This is a genomic window from Pantoea sp. C8B4, assembly GCF_051336905.1.
Classification (GTDB): domain Bacteria; phylum Pseudomonadota; class Gammaproteobacteria; order Enterobacterales; family Enterobacteriaceae; genus Pantoea; species Pantoea rwandensis_B.
In genome coordinates this window covers 119,234-141,378 of sequence record NZ_JBGMNK010000001.1, presented here as the reverse complement: position 1 = coordinate 141,378, position 22,145 = coordinate 119,234, and the positions used below count along the sequence as shown (strand labels likewise).

The following is a 22,145-nucleotide window of genomic DNA, read 5'->3' as shown; positions in this document are numbered from 1 at the left end:
TTCCTTAAATCAGGTGTCACGATACAAGACAGGTAACGGATGGAAAAAAACACGCTTTCTCAGGACTCCGAGCTGCTGACAGAAATTGCGGTGGCCTATTATCAGGACGAAATCACCCAGGAGGAGATTGCGCGTAAGTTTGGGATATCCCGCATTAAAGTTGGCCGACTGCTCAAACGTGCGCGTGAAGAGGGCATCGTCGAAATTAATGTGCGCTACCATCCGGTGTTCAGTACGCGCCTTGAACAACAACTGCAAAGCCGTTTCCCCCAACTACAACGTGCGCTGATTGCCCTGGATTCGCCGGACGATGAAGAGCAGCGTCGTCAGGTGGCGGCGTTAGTTTCAGCCCATCTTGCGCAATCATTAAAAGACAATGCCATTGTCGCTGTGGGTCAAGGGCGCAACGTCGCCGCTGTTGCCGATTATCCCGGTCAGGTGCCGACGCGTAATTGTCTGTTTATCAGCGGTATCGGTGGGACACATCGTCCCGGTGATGCGATTAACGCCGATCATATCAGCCGTCGTTTGGCTAAGAAGTTTGGCGGTATCAGCGAAACCCTGTATGCCCCGGCCTATGTTGAGAACCGCGCACTCCGTGACGCCTTTATGCAAAACGGCACCATCAAAGAGACGCTGGACCGGGCACGTAAGGCCGATGTGGCGATAGTGGGCATCGGTGATATGAATGAAAACAGTTATATGGTGAAACTCGGCTGGTTTACGCCGCATGAGATCATCGACGCGCATGTGAATCAGGGCGTCACCGGTGATGTTGCCGGTTACGACTTCTTCAATGCCCAGGGGCAACACGTGGATACGGTGATGAATGACCGCGTGATTGGCCTCAGCATCGAAGAATTACGTAAGATCCCCTGCGTGATCGCTATTGCTTCAGAAAATACTAAAGCCATGGCCATTCTCGGTGCATTGCGCACGGGTGCCATCGATATTGTGGCGACGACAGCACAAAATATTCGGACGATTTTGAGTATGTCGCAGTAGGGTATTATTTCATGGCGGCACCACGCGGTGTCGCTCTTTTATCACCCTCCAATTTTCTCACTGCGCATACTATTACGCCCATTCTCAGCTAACACTCCTTTACTGTCATGTTATCTGAGATTTATTTCAGTCACCCAACCGTCACCCCAGCAACATAAATCCTTCATTTCCCTGAGCTAGCTTACCGCCATTCTGTTTTCAGGACTGCGGATGCATGAGCCACCTTTCGCTACATCACATCACTAAAGCCTGGGGGGAAAAAATTGCCCTCAATGACATTACCTTTGATGCCGCAGAAGGGAGCTTTGTTGCGCTGCTTGGGCCATCAGGCTGTGGAAAATCCACACTACTGCGCACCATTGCCGGGCTGGAAACCGCCGATCGCGGCGAGATCCACTTCAAACACACCGATATCACCCATTTGCCACCCTCGCAGCGCAAACTCTCGATGGTTTTTCAATCCTATGCACTTTTTCCACATCTGAATGTCCGCGAGAATCTGCTGTTTGGCTTAAAAGCACGTGGGGAAGACAAACAGACATTTGCGAGCCGACTGGATGACGTCAGCAAGCTGATGGAACTGGATAAGTTGCTTGATCGCCTGCCATCTCAGCTCTCGGGGGGCCAACAGCAACGTGTGGCGTTGGGAAGGGCGGTTATCGCCAATAACAACCTGTGTTTGATGGATGAACCCCTGTCCAACCTTGATGCCAAACTGCGCCAAAGCATGCGCCGTGAGATTCGTGCCTTACAGAAGAAACTGGGGCTCACCATGCTGTATGTCACGCACGATCAGACCGAAGCGATGAGCATGGCGGACAGTATTATTCTGCTGAATGACGGCCATATCGAGCAGCAAGGCACACCGAACGATCTTTATAACAACCCCGCCACGGTTTTTGCCGCGCAGTTTATCGGCGCGCCACCCATGAATATCCTGCCGTTGCACAACAAAGAGAACCGTCATTACCTGAGCCACTTACAGGCGCCGGTGGTTGAGCATTGCGATGAGGTGGCATTGAGTCTCGGTTTACGAGCGGAAGATATTCAGCTGATTTCACCTGAACACGCGGCGCTTAAAGCCCGGGCGATCAGCTACGAATACATGGGTGCTGATACCTTGCTGGTGTGCCAACTCGCGGGCCTGGCCGATGCCATCACCGTGAAAGTGCCCGGCATGCAGCATTTTGTCGAGGACAGCCAGGTCGGCTTGCAGTGGTCCGCAACCCGTCAATATCTGTTCTCCACCACGACCGGCAAGCGCTGTTTGTCTGCCGAGCAACAGATGTTTGTTTCACAGAAAAAATACGCTGTTTAACCGTTGTTTTTCGCCCAAGGGATAATCATGTCTGCGATTCGTTACTCACGCCTGGCCTCTGCTTTACTGCTCTGTACTTCGGTTTCCGCTTTTGCCGCCGATCCGGTTAAATTGCAGATGTACTATCCGATCGCGGTTGGTGGCAAAGTCAGCCACACCGTTGACGCGCTGGTGACTGATTTCGAAAAAGTGCATCCGGAAGTGAGCATTCAGCCAGTGTACACCGGTGATTATGCGACAACGGTCACCAAAGCCCTGACGGCGTTCCGTGGCGGCAATGCACCGCAGCTGGCGGTCATTGGTGACATTGAGGCTTATTCCCTGATTGATGCGGGCGCGATTGTCGCCGCCAGCGATCTGGCAACAGGTGATGAAGGCAAAAAATGGATCGACGGTTTTTATCCTGCCTTCCTGCGTCACATTGACGGCAAAGTGTGGGGCGTACCGTTCCAGCGCTCTACCGTGGTGATGTACTGGAATAAACAAGCATTCGAAAAAGCGGGGCTGAATGGCGACACGCCGCCGGCTAACTGGCAGCAAGTGGTCGAGTTCAGTAAAAAACTGACCATCAAAGATGCCAATGGTGTCAGCCAATGGGGGATTGAGATTCCGTCAACGCCTAACGGCTACTGGAACTTCCAGGGATTGTCTGCCACCAATGGCGGCCGTCTGGATAACGGTAAAGGCACGGCCGTGCATTTCAACACGCCAGGTAACGTTGAGACACTGCAATGGCTGACCGACCTTGGGCAGAAAGAAGAAGTGTCACCGAAAGGCGCCATCGCCTGGGGTACCACACCACAGGACTTTATCAGCGGTAAAACCGCCATGATGGTGACCACCACCGGTAACCTGACCAACGTGCGCGATAACGCCAAATTCCCGTTTGGTGTGGCAATGCTGCCAGAGAAGACTCAGCGTGGCAGCCCAACGGGCGGCGGTAACCTCTATGTCTTCAAAAATGCTTCACCGGAGCAGCAAAAGGCCGCGATGGAATTTATCCGTTGGGTGACGTCACCGGAGCAGGCCGCGCGCTGGAGTATCGCGACCGGCTATGTGGCGACGTCTCCAGCGGCATGGGATACCACGGTGATGAAAGACTACGTAAAAGAGGTCCCTCAGGCGCTGGTCGCCCGTGAGCAGTTGAAGTATGCCCAGCCAGAACTCTCGACCTACAACAGCGTACAGATTCAGGATGCGTTGAACCATGCTGTCGAAGCTGCGGTGACCCAGGCAAAAACCCCGGCAGAAGCGCTTGAGGGTGCGCAGAAGCAAGCGGATCGCCTGTTAAAGTCCTACCAGTAACGGAAGCGCGATGAGCACGATAATTGCCAGTACGCCGCAGCGTCGTCCCGCATTCTGGTCGACGCAGCTTTATGGTTACCTGCTGATTTTGCCAGCACTCAGTTTTTTACTGCTGTTTACGCATTATCCCGCGGTGGCGACGATCTGGGAGAGTCTGTTCAGCGCTTCCCGTAATAATCATCCGGCCCACTTTGTTGGGCTGGATAATTACATGGCGTTGTTGGATGACGATATTTTCATCCAATCGCTCTGGAACAACGTGTTGTATGCACTGATCACAATTCCACTGGCCGTCACGCTGGCTTTGATGATGGCGCTGGCCGTGAACCGACGATTGGCAGCGAATTCGCTGGTCCGCGCGGCGTTTTTTATCCCATCATTGCTCCCCATGATTGCCATCGCCAATCTGTGGCTGTTTTTCTACACTCCGCAGCTGGGGCTGTTGAATAAGTTGCTGGCGCTGTTCTCGCTGCCTGCTGTGAACTGGCTCGGTGAGCCGGGCACCTCCCTCTATTGCCTGATGGCGGTTTCTGTCTGGCGTGAAGCGGGCTTCTTTATGATCTTCTATCTGGCTGCCTTGCAGCAGATCGATCCCCGCCTCAATGAAGCGGCAGCGATTGAAGGAGCTTCACGCGGCTACTTTTTCCGTCGTGTGCAATGGCCACTGTTGATGCCAACGACGCTATTTGTGTTGATCAATGCTTCGATGAACGCCTTCCGCATTGTCGATCAGGTGATTGCCATGACCAACGGAGGCCCCAACAACAGTAGTAGTCTGCTGTTGTTCTATATCTATCGCACCGCATTCAGTTTCTGGGATATGCCTGCTGCTGCGGCCATGACCGTGGTGTTGTTGGTGATCCTCGCGGCGATTGCGCTGATCAAATTTACGTTGCTGGACAAGCGAGCCCATTATCAATGAATAAGACGAACTTGTTGGGTGGCTGGTGTCTGAATCTCACCATCTGGCTGGCGGCGCTGCTGTGGCTGCTGCCGATTCTGGTGGCACTGTGGGTGGCGATCCATCCAGCATCCGATCAGGCCAGTTTTTCGCTTTTCTCGCCGCTGACCTTCGATAATTTTATCAAGGCCTGGCATGCCGCGCCTTTTGCCCGCTACTTCCTCAATACCACGTTGCTGGTGCTGATGATTGTGGTGGTGCAGTTGATTTTGGCGACCATGGCGGCCTATGCGCTGGTGCGTTTCAAAATGAAATTCTCAGGGGTTATCTTCGCGCTGATCCTGCTGCAATTGATGATTAGCCCGGATGTTTTGATTTTGAACAATTACAAAACCATCGGTGCGTTTGGGCTGCGCGATACCTTAACGGGGATAGCATTGCCGTATTTCGCCTCTGCTTTTGCCATTTTTCTGCTGCGTCAGACGTTTAAAAGCATCCCGCTGGTGCTGGAAGAGGCCGCTATTGTCGAGGGCGCCAGCCGTTTTTATATCTTACGTAAGATATACATCCCGCTAGCCCGGCCGATCTACATCGCGTTTGCCCTGGTGTCGATTAGCTTCCACTGGAATGATTTCCTGTGGCCGCTGGTGATTACCGATTCCGTCAACGTAAGACCGCTCACCGTCGGATTGCAATTGTTCTCGGCGCCAGAGCAGGGCGTACAGTGGGCGCTCATTGGTGCCGCTACCTTGATGACCACCTTGCCGTTACTGGTGCTGTTCCTGATTTTCCAGCGCCAGTTTATTCAGTCGTTCATGCGTGCTGGTATTCGCTAAGGAGTGTTTTCCGTGACTCATCCGCATCCATTGACATCCTTGCAGCGAGAACTCCTCGGCGATGTGGCCGAACTTTATGCTTTGCCTGATTTACGTCCTGCGATGAGAGATAACGTGCTGCGTTTCGGTGTGATTGCTGACCCGCAGTACGCCGATGTCGAAGCTGATATCGAAAATAACCTCTACTACCGTCATGCTCTTGATAAGTTACCGCAGGCAATTGAAGCCCTGAATCAGCAGCCGCTGGATTTTGTTGTCACGCTGGGGGATTTGGTTGACCGCGATTGGGCCAGCTATGCCGCCATTCTGCCGCTGTATGACCAGCTGGTGCATCCGCATGCGGTGGTGTTGGGGAACCATGATGCGCAAACCCTTGCTCAGCATCTGAATAATCGTGCGGCACTCCCCAAAAGTTATTACGCGTTTCGTTTAGCGGGGTGGCGGTTTATCGTTTATGACGGTAACGATGTCAGTTTGTACTGCAATGCGCAGAATGGTGACGACTACTACCAGGCGGAGAACCTGCTGGCGGAATTAAAGGCGCAGCGACAGCCGCAGGCTCAGCCATGGAACGGTGCCGTAGGGCAGCAGCAGCTGAACTGGATTGAACGGCAATTGATTGAAGCTCAGCAACGGGGTGAGAAAGTGGGGGTGTTTGGTCATTACCCGCTGGCGCCTCACACCACGCATATACTGATGAACGCCAGTGTGCTGGTGGATCTTCTATCTAGTTACAACATACAGTTTTGCTTCTCAGGACATGACCACCGCGGCAACGCTGCATACATCGGTCAAAGAGGGTTTTATACCATGAAGGGCATGCTCGATGGTCCAAGCGAAGTGCCCTTTGCGGTGGTCGAAGTGGATGATAATGGTGTAAGGATTCACGGCTTCGGCGGGGAGATAAGCCGAGGTCTGTGTTAATGCGGTCAGCAGGCGAGGCTCATATCGCCTGCTATCTAACTGGCGCGCTTCAGGGGCTGTGGCGATAACTGTTGCCGACGACGTGCAATTTCTTCAGCGCGCTGTAACAACTGCTGCAAATCATCCTCGTCAATGTCGAGAAGCTGGCCGTTCTCCAGTGCCTGATGCAGATCATCGCGAGTGATTGGCACTTCAAGCGCCACTGAATTCGTTTTAGGTTCGTTTGCAGCCAGCGGGTGCGGGTAGCGGCGACCCGCAAGATTATTAAAAATGATTGCCAATACAGCAAGACACACGGAATTCAGCAGCACGGGAGAGAGAATAAACTGATATCCCAGTTGCTGAACGCCACTGCCGCCCAGAATCGCTGTCAGCGCCACCGCCCCGCTGGGAGGATGCAAGCAGCGCAGCTGAAACATCACGGCAATGGCGAGACAAGCCGCAATGCCGCAAGCGACTGCGGGATAGGGCACATACATCGCGGTTGTCACGCCTATCACGCCTGCGACCAGATTCCCGCCAACAATCGACCAGGGTTGCGCCAACGGACTATTCGGTAAGCCGAAAAGCAGCACTGCAGACGCCCCCATCGGTGCCACAAACCATAAGTTGACCTCACCAAGCAGCCAATGGCTGGTCAGGCTGGTGATCATCAGGCCGAGGCCCGCACCGATGCTGGCCATCACTCTCTGTTTTTTGGCGACCGGTAACGGATGCGGCCAAAGACGGGCAAGGAAAGTCCGCAGCGATGTTATCCAGCTGGCGCGACGCAGGTGTGTCATGAAGGTCATACTCTGTCATAAGAAAACGCGATGGATGGCGATTGTCGCTGATCGATTCCTGAGGAACAACCACAATGTTAGTGTGCTGTTACCAAACGGTGATGAGGTTACAAGCTAGAACAATGATGTTTAACCGTGTCTTACACAACGTCTAAGGTTGTTGTATAGTCCGTTTTTTTTCGGAGGAACCATGCTGCCCAACTCATCCACGCGCCTGAACAAATACATTAGCGAGAGCGGAATCTGCTCACGACGTGATGCCGATCGTTACATAGAGCAAGGCAACGTTTTTATTAACGGCAAGCGCGCGACCGTTGGCGCACAGGTCTTTGCCGGGGATGAAGTGAAAGTGAATGGGCAGTTGATCGAGCCGCGTAACGAAGAAGATTTAGTGCTGATTGCGCTCAACAAGCCCGTGGGCATTATTACCACGATGGAAGAGGGTGAGCGTGATAACATCGGTGATTTTGTTAACCATAGTAAACGCGTGTTCCCGATCGGCCGTCTGGATAAAGACTCACAGGGTCTGATTTTCCTCACCAACCACGGTGACCTGGTCAATAAGATCCTGCGCGCCGGTAACAACCACGAGAAAGAGTATGTGGTGACCGTGGATAAGCCGATCACCGACGAGTTTATCGCCGGAATGGCGGCGGGTGTGCCGATGCTGGGTACCGTGACCAAAAAATGCAAAGTGAAGAAAGAGTCGACCTTTGTGTTTCGTATCATCCTGGTTCAAGGGTTAAACCGCCAGATTCGTCGTATGACCAAGCATTTTGGCTTTGAAGTCACCAAGCTTGAACGTACCCGCATTATGAATGTCAGCCTGAAAGGCATCCCGCTGGGCGAATGGCGTGATTTTACCGATGACGAATTGATTGAGTTGTTTAACTTGATCGAGGATTCTTCATCCGAAGACCAAAAAACGCAGCAAAGCCAGGCGAAAAAGAAACCGGCAACAGCGGGGAAAAAAGTCGCATCGAACGGTGCAAAGATTCCAGAGAAATCCGCAGCTAAACCCGCAGGTCGTCAGCGTTTCACACAGCCTGGCAGGAAGAAGAAAGGGCGCTAATCGCCATTGCTTCGCCATCACTGATTAAACCCGGAACAAATTTTATAATCTTCTCACTATTTGTTCCGTGTTTATCCCTCCATACTTTTCTTAACAAAGGAGGGAACAATGAACAACGCAAACTGGTTATATGAAATGCAGCATCTCTATGTAACTCAGCCGCGTCCGGCATGGGTTCCACGCATGTTTTGGCTGACCAAAACGCAGCGTCATAAAATTTTGACGGAACTCTTGCTGCCGCAGGTTAAACAGAGATAGCGCCGCTATTAAGCCGGTTATTGAATGTTCAGAATAACCGGACCCCCATCACTCTTCTTCAGCCACTTTGACCACGGTTTTACCAAAGTTTTTGCCCTTCATAAGAGTTTGTCGCAATTTTAAAATGTTGCTATATGATAACAATCAGGTCTTTTTCATATGAATGTTGCTATATAGCAACATCTGGAGGTGTATGCTGCCCGGCATGCAAGATATCGGCATAAAGTGCCAGGAAAACGTAAAGCGAAAAGGTGGACGCAAGCCACTGCAGCCTTACATTCAGGTGTTCACCGCACAGTGATCTCACAGATTGAGAACGGCCTTTATTCAGGGTCGCTCAAAGTATTGACGTTGTATCTCAATGCGCTGGAATTAAAACTTTCCGTGCAGTCAGCGGGCATACCGCAACTGGATGAACTGGAGGCGCTGTTTAACGATGACTGATTTTAACCAACTGGCAAAGCCGCTACCTTCCCAGTGAGCCAGCGCACAAACCCACACAAAACTTTACGCTGGGAAAACCGCTAACGCATTGAACATAAAACCCCCTTCAACATTTGCACAAACGGTCTCGGGCATTCTCACATAACCGCTCTTTAATCGACTGCGTATACCTATAGCGATGCTATTAACCCAATAGGTGACGCATGACGGTTCAACAATCTTATGATTTAGCAGCAGATCACGACGCGCATATCGCTTCCGCAATCGCTAAGTTTTTCCGCCGTATCATTCCAATGCTGGCGCTGATGCTGATTGTTAACCAGATCGACCGAGCCAACATCGGATTCGTCAAAGCTGAATTACAAACTGATGCGGGTATCAGTGCTGCTGCATTTGGTCTGGGCGCCGGCCTGTTCTTTATTGGCTACGCGCTGTTCGAAGTCCCCAGCAATATGATGTTAAAAAAGCTCGGGGCTCGCGTGTGGCTGACGCGCATCATGATCACCTGGGGCATCGTGGTGGTGTTAACCGGTTTTGTGAGTACACCGCTGCACTTCTACGTTCTGCGATTTTTATTAGGCGTGGCAGAAGCCGGGTTCTTTCCTGGCGTGCTGTTCTATTTCCGCCAGTGGGTGCCTAACGCATGGCGAGGTCGTGCCACCGCGATGGTGTTGAGTGCCACCGCTAGCGCCTTCTTGTTTTCCGGTCCGCTGACCGGCGCGATTCTGCTGCTGCATGAAGTGAATGGGCTTGCCGGTTGGAAATGGGTGATGTTCCTGGAAGGAGGCGGCTCCATGGTGATTGGTTTGCTGGCCGCGCTGGTACTGGTCTCAAAACCTCAGGATGCCAAATGGCTTAACCCAGCAGAGCAACGTGCGCTGCAAGCACAGTTAGCGTTAGAAGACGCAGCACGTGACGTACATGTTAAAGAGTATGGCCGCTGGGGTTTATTGCGCGATCGCAGCTTGCTGTTCTATTGCCTGATTTTTTTCACCATGACCATGACCGGTTACACCCTGGTGTTCTGGCTACCGCAAATTATCCAGCGCATTCAGGGTTACAACAGTTTTGAGATTGGTTTGCTGACCGCCGTTCCCTGGTTATGTGCCATTGTGGCCTTGTTCCTGCTGGGTAAAACCACCGATCGCTATCGCAATAAGCTGGACAAAGGGCTGGGCATTGCCATGCTGATTGCCGCGTGCGGCACCTTTATGGCGACCACCGGGACACCCTGGTTTGGGTTTGTCGCGATGATCGTTGCCTGTATTGGCTCGAAAGTCAGCGCGGCCTTTTTCTGGCCGATGCCGCAAAGCGAATTGCCTGCTTCAATCGCCGCGCCCGGCATTGCCCTGATCAACTCAATCGGTAACCTCGGCGGCTTCTTTGCCCCCACCGTGTTTGGCTATCTTGAACTTCATACCGGCAGCACCACCGGTGGACTGTATGCGCTGACCAGCGTGTCGGTTATCACCGGTGTCTGGCTGCTGCTGCGTCGTAAACCTGTTCCCCCTGCATTCGGTCACACGGAGAGAAACCATGTCCGACACACCAGTCATTAAATCAATGCGCATCGTTCCGGTTGCCGGATACGACAGCATGCTGCTGAACATCGGCGGGGCGCATAACTGCTACTTCACCCGTATTCTGGTGCTATTGACTGATTCAGCGGGCAACAGCGGCGTGGGGGAAACACCGTGCCACGCTTCAACGTTGCAACTGCTGGAACTGTTTCGCCCTCTGATCATTGGCAGCTCGCTGATGCGCGCTAACGCCACGCTCAGTCAACTCTTTGCCAGCGACACGCGGCAGCAGCAGACTTCGCACACCAACGACATTCATATTCCGCAGATGAACCCAGAGAAGTTTTACAACGCGGCAGCGGCCATTGAGGCAGCGTTGCTCGATCTGCAGGGTAAATTCCTCGACCTGCCCGTGGCAGAACTGCTCGCCAGTGGTAAACAGCGGGAGCGCATTCCGGTGTTGGGCTATCTGTTTTATATCGCTGACCGTCAACGCACGAATATGCGCTACCGTTCGGGTGATGACGAAGCAGATGGCTGGTTCCGGTTACGTCATCAACCGGCAATGGACAGTGCAGCAGTGGTGCGGCTCGCAGAAGCCGCAGAAGAACAATATGGCTTTCGTGACTTCAAGCTAAAAGGCGGCGTCCTGCATGGCGAGCAAGAAGTCGAAACCGTGGAGGCCTTGCTGGCGCGGTATCCACAATCTCGCGTCACCGTGGACCCGAATGCCAGTTGGTCGCTGGATGAAGCGATTCGCTTTGGTAAGCAGTTGGCAGGCAAAGTGCCGTATCTGGAAGATCCTTGTGGCGCAGAGCAGGGGTATTCCGGGCGTGAAACGCTAGCCGAGTTCCGTCGCGCCACTGGCGTGCCGGTGGCGACCAATATGATCGCCAATGACTGGCGGCAGTTGCAGCATGCTCTGCAGCTCAACGCCATCGACATCCCGCTTGCCGATCCCCATTTCTGGACGATGCGCAACGCTAACGTCGTCGCACAACTGTGTAACGAATGGGGCCTCACCACCGGTTGCCATTCCAATAATCACTTTGATGTTTCCCTGGCGATGGTGGCCCATCTTGGTGCCGCAGCGCCTGGCGATCGTCAGACCGCCTTCGATACACACTGGATATGGCAAGATGGCCAGCAACTCAGCCACCAGCCACCGCAAATCCGTGATGGCTACCTGGAGCTGCCGCCAGGCCCAGGATTGGGCATCGAACTGAATATGGAGCGCGTCGAACAGGCGCACGCACTCTACAACGCACTGCCTGATAAGAACCGCAACGATGCACTTGGCATGCAGTTTTTGATTGATAACTGGCGTTTTGACGCAAAACGTCCGGCTCTGGTTCGCTGAGGAAATTAAATGAAGAAAACCTTTCAGATAGCCACATTACTCACGGCGATGGCGCTCAGCGCACCATTGCTGGCAAAAACCTTTGTATACGTCTCAGAAGCCGATGATGGCACTATCGCGCGTTACGCACTGGATGAACAATCCGGCGCATTGCAACTGCTAGGTCGTACCCAGGCCGGCGGAAAAGTGATGCCACTGGCACTGAGTGCCGATCACCAGCATTTATATGCGGCCATTCGCAGCAAGCCACTGCAACTGGTGAGCTGGCAGATCGATCGCGCCACCGGCGATCTTCATCAGAGAGCTGAAGTCCCTGCTACCGCCAGTTATCCGTACATCAGCACCGACAAGCAAGGGCGATTCCTGTTGGGCGCCTCCTACGATGGCGATGTGGTGCATGTCTATCGGCTGGCCAAAGATGGCAAGGTGATAGCGCCGCCGGTTGGCAGTTACAAGACGGGTCATGCGGCACATTCGGTCATTGTTGATGATGCCGGTAAAACTGCCTACGTCGGTAATCTCGGTACTGACCGCGTGTTACAGCTGAAATTGAATGAGGAGGGGGAACTCAGCGCGCTGGGTAACGGTTATGTGAAAACCGCCGATGAAAACGGCCCGCGTCATTCGGTATTATCGCCGGATCAGCGCTATCTGTATAACGTCGGCGAGATGGGCGGCATCATCACTCAGTTCCGCCGTGAACCGAGCGGCGAACTGGTCAAAGTCAGTGAAACACCCAATGCAGTAGCCGAGGAATTTAAATTGCAACATGGGCGTGAGCGTCCAGCGGGCTATAGCGATACCACGCCACGGATCTGGTCAGCCGATATTCATCTGACGCCAAACGGTCACTTCCTGTATGTGACCGAACGGACCAGCAGTACGGTGAGTGGCTACCGCGTTGATCCACACAGTGGCAAACTGACGCTGATTGGCAGCTGGCCGGTTGAGAAGCAGCCGCGCAGCATTGCTATTACCGCAGACGGAAAATGGTTGATTGCCAGCGGTGAAAAAAGCGCGGTAACAGGAAGCTACGCCATTGATGCCAAAAGTGGATCGTTGAAGCGTGTAAGTGAAGCGCCTGCCGGCAAAGATGCGAACTGGGTAACAGTGGTGAGTAACTGAGTTTCACCCTGCGATGATCTGGCGCAACACTGTGCGCTAGATTGCGCGAAATGTTTTTATGGAGCCGTTGTAATCATTGAGGTTATTTAGAAAAGTGTGATCCATAACACATTTATCTGACTGATGACAGGCTGTGAAGCAATAGGCTTATAAATCAGAGAGATTCTGTAAATAGGGGCTGAATTCGCACTTAGTCCATTAGTAGCCCTTAATAATTACCCTGATATTGATTACCTGCCAATATCACCAATTTTGATGCTGTAACAACCTGACATATTTATCGCCGTGAGTAGATTGAATATTCTGGCAGGATACGCCGCACTTAGTGCCGTCTGGTCTCAATACTGTCATGCAGTGGTTTTCAAAAAACGCCGTTTTTTTTGCTGTAAAAACCTGTCTGGCTGCCTTTTTGGCATTGTACTTCTCACTGGAACTCAACCTGGATAAACCCGCCTGGGCCATTACCACGGTTTTCATTGCCTCTCAGCTATACTCTGCGTCCACCATTTCGAAATCACTGTTTCGTATGCTCGGCACCTTGTTAGGCGGCGTGTTTATCTTCTTTGTTTTTCCCGTCACTGTTGAACACCCCTTACTTTTTAGCTTTGTTATCTCGCTGTGGGTCAGTGTGTGCCTGTATCTCTCCCTGCACGATCGCACGCCGAAAAGCTATGTGTTCATGCTGGCAGGTTACAGCGCTGCCATCATGGGATTTCCAGAGGTGATGACGCCGCTGTCGATCACCAATACCGTGTTATCCCGTATTGAAGAGATCGCGGTAGGCACAGTGTGTAGCAGCCTGGTGCATGCGTTATTGTTTCCGGTCTCGATGCGTAGTTTGCTGGAACAGAGTGTCAGCCAGTGGTATTTGAATGCGCGCAAGCTGTGTCACGATTTGCTGTCAGGTATTCCGGGCGATAAGTCTCCCGAGCGCGATGACATTCTGACGCGTATGGCGACCAATCCGCAGCAAGTGGAAATTCTGATTACGCACTGTGTTTACGAGGGTGATGCCGCGCGCCGTTTGATTCGTCTGGTCAGCGTGCAGTATCAACATCTCTCTTATTTAATCCCTACGCTCACCGCCATTGAGCTGCGTCTGCAGCGTTTATCGGCATTGCAGATTACGTTCCCGGACAACGTCGCGGTGGCGTTTCGTCTGTTTTTGCACTGGCTTAACGATGGTGAAGCCGTTGGCGAAACCAGCGGTATCCAGCTGGAATTAAGCCGTTGTCAGAGTGATATCAACCAGGCCTGGCGTAGCGGGGAGCTGCCGATTGAACACTGCCTGCTGTTTACCGGTTTGCTGGAGCGCATGGCCGACTTCGTGCGCATTGCAGGCGCGTATCAAAGCGTCGGCGGATTGGTCAGCGATCTCTCGGGTGACACCACACCCGCACGCGGTAAACGCACTCATCGTTTCTATGACAAAGGGCTGATCAGGCTTTCTGCTTTAACCGCCTTTTGCGCGATTTTTGGCTCCTGTTTGCTGTGGATGGGCACGGGGTGGCACGATGGTGCCTCAGCACCGGTAATGGCCGCCATCCTGAGTTCGCTTTTTGCCAGTATGGATACGCCTCTGACTTCAATGAAATTGTTCGTGCGTGGTGTGATTGTCGCCATTGTTATCAGCGTGATTTATGTGGCGTTGCTGTTGCCGCAGGCGACCTCATTTGAGGCGTTGATTATTTGTCTGGTGCCGGGCTTGCTGATACTCGGCCTGATGATTGCACGTCCCTCAACCAATATGATTGGCATCAGCGTGGCTATCCAGATTCCTGGCTTTATCGGTTTGGGCCATCATCTGAAACCCGATTTGGTACTGCTCATTAACAACGCCATTGCATCACTGACGGGCGTACTTTTTGCCGTGATAGCCACTGTGCTGATGCGTAACAAACGTCCTTCATGGACGGCGCGGCGCGCGGTTCGTCAGGGCTTACGTGAGCTGTTGCGTTTTATTAAAGAGCTTGAACGTACGGGGTCGTCACTGCTTGGCAGGCAACGTTTTATCAGTTTGATGCTGGATAAGGTCAACGTGGTGTTACCCCGTTTACGACTCGATCCACAGCCGGATATGTCGACCGCCGGGATGTTATTAACGGAGGTGTGGCTGGGCGTGAACAGCTTTGATTACTACGCCCGACACAAAGATCTGCTGGCAAAACATCAGCTGGATAGTGGGCAGATGTTCCACGAGCTCGCCTTGTTCCTGAAACGGCGTCTGAAATCGTTGCAAACCCGACCACACCAGGATTTGCTGGATGAACTCGACTGGCTGTTGCTGCTGCTGGAACGGCTGGCAAAGCAGGATGACGGGTTGCTCACACCGCTGTTTCATCTTTTTAGCATTCGTCTTTACCTGTTTCCGCAGCAAGCGTGGCCCGTTGCCACGCCGCTCCAGCTGGAAAGAATGCAACTGCAGGATTATCGTCAGCGCGCTTATTAACCATACCAACTGTAACCTTTGGGGACACGGGAGAAACCCGCCTCTTTTAACGCCGCGAGCAGGTTGGATTGTCCGACGGGTCGATCGTTAATCCGTTCCAGCGTGAAATTAAGATGCTTTTCGCGGCTTAACGCCTGGCCCAGCGCAACCAGTGCGGCATGAAGATCTTCGTCGCTGTCCTGCGCATTAAAGGTCATCAACTCTTTGCCACCTGGTGGCAGGTAAAGCATGACGCGACCCCTGACGATCACCGCGAAAGCACCCGCGCGGCGCGTGGGTTTGGTTCCCGTGATACTGATCGGCCATGGCAGTGTTAACCCGAAGGGATTGACAGGGTCAATGGCTGATAGCACAACGGGGGCATGCCGCGCTGACTTGTCGGCATCGAGTTGACGCAGTCGATCGATAGCAGAGTTATCAGCAAACTGCGCGGCGCCCATGCCTGCAATAAAACGCCCGCGCAACAGTCGGCCCGCATCTTCCATAGCGCGCAGCACCGGTTGCAGCGCCGGAAAACCACCGGGAATCTGTTCGGCGATTGCGGCACCTCGGGTGATGACACCAAATCGGTCGAGCATATTTTCTGCCATTGACAGCGCGCGTTCGGTGTCGGCAATCGGCTGGCGAGGAATCAACGACCAGCGACCGGCCATAGCGTGAAGCGAGAGTCGTGATTCGACCGGGCGGCTGGCGCCAAAACTGGATCGACTGTGCCGTCCGTGACGAGCACGAACAGGGCGCGGTTTGGGCGTGCTGGCAATCTGGCTGAGATTACGCAGTGCCGACCAGGTATCAATGGTCAGGACTCCGCGCCAGATAAGTTGCCAAAGAGCCTGATACACGTCTGTCGGCTCAATCAGTTCATTGCTATCCATGGTTTCAGTGATGCGTGGCATCAGTTGTCTGACGAACCAACCCGCGCCGTCCTGCATCAGCGCCACTAATCTGCTTTCAATAGGTGACAATGTCACTGAATGATCCATGGCAGGTAAGGTTTCGCTGGCGAATTCACTTAAATGCAGGGAAACCAAGCCGTCCTGTAGGTTTGATGAGGGATGACCGACCCAAATAACCTCTCCCGATGAGAGCAATTCATCCAGCATGGCTGGCTGATAATCCCGAATGCGTGCAGGGAAGATTTGCGATTCCCACAGTGATACCGGCAGCACCACGCCTGCCAGTTGTTCAACGACGCTCATTACGCCATTCAGACCGGAGAAAGCGCCTTGTGTCTGACGCGCGTTCGCATCACTCAACAGCCCCTGGCGCTCAAGCAGAAACGCCACGTATGCCGCCGGTGCAACGGGTTGAGTGGCGTCGCGTGCGGACTGTAACGATCGCACACGCAAGCGGCGAAACACGCTTTCTGCTGCCCACTGCGCGGACTCATCAGCCCCAGAGGCGAGAAAATCGCCTTTAAGTAACTTATTTTGCTGGCGAAGCTGATCCAAAGCTTCATCCACAACGGCGCGGCCGAGGCCAAAGCGTTGAGCCACCTGCAAACTGGAAAATACGGCGTGGGTGCGGGCGTAGCGCCCCAATAGATCCTGCAATGGACGGACGACCGGTTCGAGCAGTGCAGCCGGGAGGCCTACAGGTAACACGCAACCCAGCGCATCGTGCAGACGCACCGCATCTTCAGCCACTGCCCAGCGTGCGATACCCGCGATTGTCACACTGACAATCCGCTGCGCCTGTTGCAGCGCGTGTAAGCCGGGCTCAAGGGGCTCATCGCCATTGAAGCGTGCAACAAGTTCTTCGGTTGATAACGGACCCAGTTCGCGCAGCATATCCACCAGAGCCTCAATACTGCGCGCCTGATACTCCGCCACGCAACGCTGTAACTCCTGTTCAACGCGTGCAATCACGGCGGGTTCCAGCAACTCACGCATCTCCGCCTGACCCAGGAGATCACTCAGCAGATTGCTGTCGATCGCCAGCATTGAAGCGCGTCGTTCTGCCTGCGGTGCATCACTGGCATACATGAACTCGGCGACGTAGCCAAACAGCAGCGGTGCGGCAAACGGCGAGGGCGTTTCGGTGGTGACTTCTGTCAACCGCACATCACCCTGATGTAATCGCGCCATCAGGTGATGCAGCGCAGGCAGGTCGTATACGTCCTGCAAACATTCGCGTGCCGTCTCAATCAGGATCGGGAAGTCTGTAAACTGACGCGCCACTTCCAGCAACTGGCTCGCGCGTAAACGTTGTTGCCAGAGAGGAGAACGTTTGCCGGGATTGCGGCGTGGCAATAGCAGGGCACGGGCAGCACATTCACGAAAACGAGCGGCGAACAGTGCCGAATGCCCGACTGATGCCATGACGATGCGTTGCAGTTCATCCGGTTCGAATAAAAAGAGCTCGGCACCTGGCACTCGACCGTCGCTATCGGGGAAGCGTGCCACGATACCATCGTCGCTGGCGACCACAGCCGGATCGATCCCCATGATGCGGCCAATGCGTTCTGCCACCGCCAGTGCCCAGGGAGCGTGTACGCGCTGCCCATAAGGAGAATGCAGGATCACGCGCCAGTCGCCGGTTTCATCCCGACAACGCTCAATCAACAAGCTGCGGTCGGTGGGCAACTCGCCGGTTGCCTGAATTTGTTCTGCGATCAGGCTTTTAATATTGTGTCGGGCATTGGCGTCAAGACTGTCGCCGGGCAGTGACACCTCATGACTGGCGTGTCGCAAATAACCGCCAATCGCTTCCCCCAGAGTCGCTGAACGGCCGAGGCTGTCGCCATGCCAGAAGGGCAAACGTGCTGAACGGCCCGGTGCAGGCACCACCACCACCTGATCGTGGGTGATTTGCTGAATGCGCCATGATGTCGCGCCCAGGGTAATGATGTCGTTAATCCGCGACTCATAAACCATCTCTTCATCCAGTTCCCCGACGCGCCGTGCCCCCGTCTGTTCTTCACCTTCAGGCAGCATAACGCTAAACATGCCGCGATCAGGAATGGTGCCACCGCTGGTGACGGCCAGATGCTGCGCACCAGGCCGCCCGGTGAGGGTATTGTTCTGTCGGTCCCAAATGATGCGGGGGCGCAGGTTGGCGAACTCATCGGAAGGATAACGCCCGGCTAGCATATCCAATACGGCGTCAAATGCGTTACGCGGTAACGTTTTGAATGGTTCTGCGCGCCGCACCAGCTCAAACCAGCTGTCGATTTCCAGCGTGTCCATTGAGGCGGCGGCGACCGTATGCTGAGCCAGCAGATCCAGCGGATTGTGTGGCAGGGTTATCGCATCAAGTTCACCCGCCATCATCGAGTCGACGATGACGGCCGCATCCACCAAATCACGTCGGGTTCGCGGCCAGATGATACCTTTGGGTGTGCCACCAACCTGATGGCCTGCGCGGCCCACGCGCTGGAGGGCACTGGCAACCGAAGGGGGTGCGCCCACCTGAATCACCAGATCGATATCGCCCATATCAATACCCAGCTCCAGGCTTGATGTGGCGACCACGCAACGCAGCTCGCCCGCTTTGAGCGCGTTTTCAATTTCCAGCCGTTGTTCTTTAGAAACAGAACCGTGGTGGGAGCGAGCCAATAAGTCATTCGTTGTGACGGAGCGTTTCTCTGTGCCGCCAGTAAAGGAACCGTAGGCAAAGGATGCTTCTGGCGCAGTGGGCTTTTCTCCGAGACGACGCGTGTAGAGCTCATTCAGTCGCGCGGTAAGTTTTTCAGCCAACCCGCGAGAATTGGTAAACACCAAAGTGGCGCGATGGCGTAACACCTCATCCAGAATCCCGGCTTCAATATGTGGCCAGATGGATCCCGCGGACAGTGTGGCATCCTGCACTGAACGGCTATCGGGCCGCTGCTGAATATCCGTCATATCTTCAACAGGCACCCTAATGGTTAACGCTAATGAGCGCTGAGCGGGAGGATTAACGATCAGTGTTTCGCGACTTCCGCCAAGAAACTGTGCGACAACTTCAGGTGGTTTTACCGTGGCGGAGAGGCCGATACGCTGCGCAGGGTGCGTTAGCAGCGCATCCAGCCGTTCAAGGCTGAGCGCCAGATGCGCGCCACGTTTGCTGCCTGCGATGGCATGTACTTCATCAACAATCACCGTAGAGATGCCACGCAGCGTGTCGCGGGCTTTTGATGTCAGCATCAGAAACAAAGATTCGGGCGTGGTGATCAAAATATCCGGTGGGCGACGCTGTAATTTTGCCCGCTCGCTGCTGAGTGTATCGCCAGATCGCATGCCCACCTCCAGGGTGATCTCGGCTTCACCGCGTTTGCGCCGCTCGTCAGCCACTCCCGCTAAAGGCCGTTGCAGATTGCGCTGAACATCCGCCGCCAGCGCTTTCACCGGAGAGAGGTAAAGAATGCGTGTTCTGTGGCTTCGTTCGGGGAGATCTCCGGCGCTGCGTTCACGAAACAGGGCATCAATCGCATAGAGAAATGCCGCCAGCGTTTTACCAGAACCAGTAGGTGCAATCACCAGACAGTTTTTACCGCTCGAAATGGCTCGCCAGGCTTCCTGTTGTGCGGGCGTCGCCGCGCTAAAGGTGTCGCGAAACCATTGCTGCGTGGCAGCGGCAAACAACGCGAGTGAAGAGGCTGGCATCCAATGCTCCTGCGTTTCAAAGAGGACTTTCAGCAGTGTAGTCTGCGGCATGAATGTGATCAGGTTATATACTTGATGTTTTGGCTGATTTTTTCATCAACAGGAGTGAGAAATGGTGATGTTCAAACGCGCACTATTATTGGCGCTGCTTCCGGGAAGCGTGTTGGCTGCCCCGGTATTTACGCTGCAATCTTCGGATTTTAACGACAGTGCCATGCTGAATAAAACCTTTGCAGGCAACAACAAAAGTAACCCGTCATGCACCGGCGACAATGTGTCGCCGGCTTTGAGCTGGTCGAATGCACCCGCCGGCACCCGCAGTTTTGCACTGATGCTGACCGATCCCGTAGGGGGAAAAGGGTTAGGCGTGACACATATGGTGGCCTATAACATCGCGGCGGATCGCACGCAGTTTGCGCAGGGCGAGTTGAGTAAAGGCGAAGGTTACACCGGAGGTAAGAATTCGCCGGGCACCACAAGTTACTACGGTCCTTGCCCGCCGGTGGGAAGTGGCATACATCATTATAACTTCGTGATGGTGGCAACAGATTTGCCGGTAAATCAATTACCTGGCGGACTGACACATGATGAGTTGATCGCCAAATTGAAAGGCCATACCTTGGGGGCTGCCACCATTGTGGGGCGATTTACTAACGATAAGTAAGTGATACGGCCGCCAGTTGAGGCGGCCGTGACAACGTCACTCGGCAGGGTGGATCGCTCTTTCCAGCGTGCCACGGCGATCCCACCGGCGTGCAGCTAACCACAGCAATGCGGTGATAAACCAACCAATAATCCACGACACATCATTACCCGCAAATATCCAGGTTAATGAGCCATGGTGCAGCGGATTATCAATAAACGGCAGCTGCACCCATACGCCCAGGCAATACACCACAATCCCAACCCAGTTCCAGCGACCGTAACGGCCATCAGGTTGTGAAAGTGCCGGAATATCGACGCGTCCTTTGGTGATCAGATAAAAATCGGTAAGGCTGATTGCGCTCCACGGAACAAAGAAGGCCAGCAGGAACAACAGGAAATGGGTAAACGACTTGAGGAAGGCCGGTTCGCTGAGCAGTGCGATGATGCAGGCTATCGTCACCATCAGCACCACAAACAAAATACGACCACCACGACTGAGAGACGTTTGCTGCCGGAACCCTGACACAATAGTGGTGAGTGACATAAAGCTGCCGTAAGCATTCAGGGTAGTGAAGGTAATCTTGCCAAAACAGATAGCGAAGTAGATCACCATTGCCATGGTCGCGCTACTGCCCAGACCAACGATATATCCCACTTCATTGCCGGAAAACGCTTTTCCTGCAATAGCCGCCACAATCACGCCCAACGTCATTGAGGCCTGTGTGCCTAATACGGTGCCGAAAAACACCGAGCTGAACAGCTTGTTCGCCGATACGTTAGCCGGCAGGTAGCGTGAGTAATCAGAGACATAGGGACAAAATGCGATCTGCCAGGAAGAAGATAGCGAAACGGCCAGCAGGAAATTGGCAATCGTGAAGTGCTGATTTTGCCATACGGCGGACAAATCATGCGTGGAAAGCAGGGTGATAAACAGGTAAGCAAAAGCCAGCACCCCGATGACGCTCGCCACTTTACCCAGCTTGTGAATCACCCGATATCCAAGCACCGCAATCACGACAATGATGGCGCTGAACAGGACCATCCCGGTCGCGTTGCTAACATTAATCAACTTTGCCAGTGCCTGACCGGCCAACACGGTGCCGCTGGCCGAAAATCCGACATACATAATACATACCAGTACCAGCGGGATCACCGCACCATACACGCCAAACTGCATGCGGCTGGTGATCATCTGTGGTAAGCCAAGGCGCGGGCCTTGAATAGCATGCAACGACATAATGGCGGCACCAATAATCTGGCCTACCAACAGACCCACAAGCGACCAGACCACATCGCCGCCCAGCACCACGGCGAGCGCACCGGTGACAATGGCGGTGATTTGCAGGTTACCGCCAAACCAGAGTGTGAACTGACTAAAAGGGTGACCATGGCGTTCGCGGAGCGGAATGTAATCGATGGAGCGGGTTTCAGACAGGCGCTGGTTTTCTCTGCCTGAATAATCGGCTGCAGGTGATTCGGCTGACATAGTTTCCTCGCTGAAACAATGAACGCAGTGCGTTATGTTATTTTTGTTTATCAGTTGTGTTTGCAATGGGCGATACATGTATATACATGTATCGATATTGTCACGCGAGAAACGAAGTTACAAGGCAGC

Annotated in this window: 17 protein-coding genes; 14 read left to right on the top strand and 3 right to left on the bottom strand. The window is 53.8% G+C overall.

Annotated elements, in window-relative coordinates; translation table 11 throughout:
• Positions 1–39: 39 nt before the first annotated feature.
• The 6 genes from ACCW76_RS00640 to ACCW76_RS00615 all read left to right on the top strand — a co-directional run bounded on the left by ACCW76_RS00640 (position 40) and on the right by ACCW76_RS00615 (position 6,289).
• Positions 40–1,005, top strand: a complete 966-nt coding sequence (locus tag ACCW76_RS00640) for a sugar-binding transcriptional regulator (RefSeq protein WP_038647033.1) — start codon at positions 40–42, stop codon at positions 1,003–1,005.
• Positions 1,006–1,219: 214 nt separating this feature from the next.
• Positions 1,220–2,323, top strand: coding sequence for an ABC transporter ATP-binding protein (locus ACCW76_RS00635; RefSeq protein WP_436337443.1), 1,104 nt, complete (start codon positions 1,220–1,222; stop codon positions 2,321–2,323).
• 27 nt (positions 2,324–2,350) lie between these two features.
• The gene (locus ACCW76_RS00630) at positions 2,351–3,628 is read left to right on the top strand and encodes an ABC transporter substrate-binding protein (RefSeq protein WP_436337442.1); all 1,278 of its coding nucleotides are present in this window, start codon (positions 2,351–2,353) and stop codon (positions 3,626–3,628) included.
• Positions 3,629–3,638: 10 nt separating this feature from the next.
• On the top strand, positions 3,639–4,550 hold the full coding sequence (locus ACCW76_RS00625) for a carbohydrate ABC transporter permease (protein WP_436337441.1): 912 nt from the start codon (positions 3,639–3,641) through the stop codon (positions 4,548–4,550).
• Entirely contained in the window at positions 4,547–5,365 is an 819-nt protein-coding gene (locus ACCW76_RS00620; RefSeq protein WP_436337440.1) for a carbohydrate ABC transporter permease, read from the top strand. The genes ACCW76_RS00625 and ACCW76_RS00620 overlap by 4 nt, the downstream gene beginning before the upstream one ends.
• A gap of 12 nt (positions 5,366–5,377) precedes the next feature.
• A complete protein-coding gene (locus tag ACCW76_RS00615; RefSeq protein WP_436337439.1) occupies positions 5,378–6,289 on the top strand; it encodes a metallophosphoesterase in 912 nt (303 codons plus the stop codon).
• 35 nt (positions 6,290–6,324) lie between these two features.
• On the opposite strand, the gene ACCW76_RS00610 is transcribed toward ACCW76_RS00615, so the two are convergent.
• Complete coding sequence (locus ACCW76_RS00610; protein WP_436337438.1) at positions 6,325–7,071, bottom strand: HPP family protein; 747 nt, start codon at positions 7,069–7,071, stop codon at positions 6,325–6,327.
• Positions 7,072–7,261: 190 nt separating this feature from the next.
• Here ACCW76_RS00610 and rluF point away from each other — a divergent pair, with 190 nt between their 5' ends.
• From rluF to ACCW76_RS00575, 7 genes are all read left to right on the top strand, one after another.
• Entirely contained in the window at positions 7,262–8,143 is an 882-nt protein-coding gene (gene rluF / locus ACCW76_RS00605) for a 23S rRNA pseudouridine(2604) synthase RluF (RefSeq protein ID WP_436337437.1), read from the top strand.
• A gap of 108 nt (positions 8,144–8,251) precedes the next feature.
• Entirely contained in the window at positions 8,252–8,401 is a 150-nt protein-coding gene (locus ACCW76_RS00600) for a hypothetical protein (RefSeq protein ID WP_436337436.1), read from the top strand.
• A gap of 189 nt (positions 8,402–8,590) precedes the next feature.
• A complete protein-coding gene (locus ACCW76_RS00595) occupies positions 8,591–8,845 on the top strand; it encodes a helix-turn-helix transcriptional regulator (RefSeq protein WP_436337435.1) in 255 nt (84 codons plus the stop codon).
• A 203-nt stretch (positions 8,846–9,048) separates the two neighbouring features.
• Complete coding sequence (locus ACCW76_RS00590; protein WP_436337434.1) at positions 9,049–10,404, top strand: MFS transporter; 1,356 nt, start codon at positions 9,049–9,051, stop codon at positions 10,402–10,404.
• A complete protein-coding gene (locus tag ACCW76_RS00585; protein ID WP_436337433.1) occupies positions 10,382–11,725 on the top strand; it encodes an enolase C-terminal domain-like protein in 1,344 nt (447 codons plus the stop codon). Before ACCW76_RS00590 ends, ACCW76_RS00585 begins: the two co-directional genes overlap by 23 nt.
• Before the next feature lie 9 nt (positions 11,726–11,734).
• Positions 11,735–12,850 (top strand): lactonase family protein, encoded by a 1,116-nt coding sequence (locus tag ACCW76_RS00580; RefSeq protein ID WP_436337432.1) that lies wholly within the window; start codon positions 11,735–11,737, stop codon positions 12,848–12,850.
• 349 nt (positions 12,851–13,199) lie between these two features.
• Positions 13,200–15,299, top strand: a complete 2,100-nt coding sequence (locus ACCW76_RS00575; protein ID WP_436337431.1) for an FUSC family protein — start codon at positions 13,200–13,202, stop codon at positions 15,297–15,299.
• Here the strand turns inward: ACCW76_RS00575 and ACCW76_RS00570 are convergent.
• Entirely contained in the window at positions 15,296–19,885 is a 4,590-nt protein-coding gene (locus ACCW76_RS00570) for an ATP-dependent helicase (protein ID WP_436337430.1), read from the bottom strand. The genes ACCW76_RS00575 and ACCW76_RS00570 overlap by 4 nt on opposite strands.
• A 112-nt stretch (positions 19,886–19,997) precedes the next feature.
• Between ACCW76_RS00570 and ACCW76_RS00565 the strand changes: the two genes are divergently transcribed.
• Positions 19,998–20,549 carry a YbhB/YbcL family Raf kinase inhibitor-like protein gene (locus tag ACCW76_RS00565; protein ID WP_436337429.1) on the top strand — a complete coding sequence of 184 codons (552 nt, stop codon included), beginning with the start codon at positions 19,998–20,000 and terminating at the stop codon, positions 20,547–20,549.
• 36 nt (positions 20,550–20,585) lie between these two features.
• On the opposite strand, the gene ACCW76_RS00560 is transcribed toward ACCW76_RS00565, so the two are convergent.
• Positions 20,586–22,016 (bottom strand): purine-cytosine permease family protein, encoded by a 1,431-nt coding sequence (locus ACCW76_RS00560; RefSeq protein WP_436337428.1) that lies wholly within the window; start codon positions 22,014–22,016, stop codon positions 20,586–20,588.
• Positions 22,017–22,145 lie beyond the last annotated feature (129 nt).

What these genes read in the sequence shown, in the direction of transcription:
- ACCW76_RS00630 (WP_436337442.1), top strand. Translation starts at nt 2,351, where the DNA reads ATGTCTGCGATTCGTTACTCACGCCTGGCCTCTGCTTTACTGCTCTGT.
- ACCW76_RS00620 (WP_436337440.1), top strand. Translation starts at nt 4,547, where the DNA reads ATGAATAAGACGAACTTGTTGGGTGGCTGGTGTCTGAATCTCACCATC.
- ACCW76_RS00585 (WP_436337433.1), top strand. Translation starts at nt 10,382, where the DNA reads ATGTCCGACACACCAGTCATTAAATCAATGCGCATCGTTCCGGTTGCC.
- ACCW76_RS00580 (WP_436337432.1), top strand. Translation starts at nt 11,735, where the DNA reads ATGAAGAAAACCTTTCAGATAGCCACATTACTCACGGCGATGGCGCTC.
- rluF (WP_436337437.1), top strand. Translation starts at nt 7,262, where the DNA reads ATGCTGCCCAACTCATCCACGCGCCTGAACAAATACATTAGCGAGAGC.
- ACCW76_RS00590 (WP_436337434.1), top strand. Translation starts at nt 9,049, where the DNA reads ATGACGGTTCAACAATCTTATGATTTAGCAGCAGATCACGACGCGCAT.
- ACCW76_RS00600 (WP_436337436.1), top strand. Translation starts at nt 8,252, where the DNA reads ATGAACAACGCAAACTGGTTATATGAAATGCAGCATCTCTATGTAACT.
- ACCW76_RS00565 (WP_436337429.1), top strand. Translation starts at nt 19,998, where the DNA reads ATGGTGATGTTCAAACGCGCACTATTATTGGCGCTGCTTCCGGGAAGC.
- ACCW76_RS00625 (WP_436337441.1), top strand. Translation starts at nt 3,639, where the DNA reads ATGAGCACGATAATTGCCAGTACGCCGCAGCGTCGTCCCGCATTCTGG.
- ACCW76_RS00560 (WP_436337428.1), bottom strand. Translation starts at nt 22,016, where the DNA reads ATGTCAGCCGAATCACCTGCAGCCGATTATTCAGGCAGAGAAAACCAG.
- ACCW76_RS00640 (WP_038647033.1), top strand. Translation starts at nt 40, where the DNA reads ATGGAAAAAAACACGCTTTCTCAGGACTCCGAGCTGCTGACAGAAATT.
- ACCW76_RS00635 (WP_436337443.1), top strand. Translation starts at nt 1,220, where the DNA reads ATGAGCCACCTTTCGCTACATCACATCACTAAAGCCTGGGGGGAAAAA.
- ACCW76_RS00575 (WP_436337431.1), top strand. Translation starts at nt 13,200, where the DNA reads ATGCAGTGGTTTTCAAAAAACGCCGTTTTTTTTGCTGTAAAAACCTGT.
- ACCW76_RS00570 (WP_436337430.1), bottom strand. Translation starts at nt 19,885, where the DNA reads ATGCCAGCCTCTTCACTCGCGTTGTTTGCCGCTGCCACGCAGCAATGG.
- ACCW76_RS00610 (WP_436337438.1), bottom strand. Translation starts at nt 7,071, where the DNA reads ATGACACACCTGCGTCGCGCCAGCTGGATAACATCGCTGCGGACTTTC.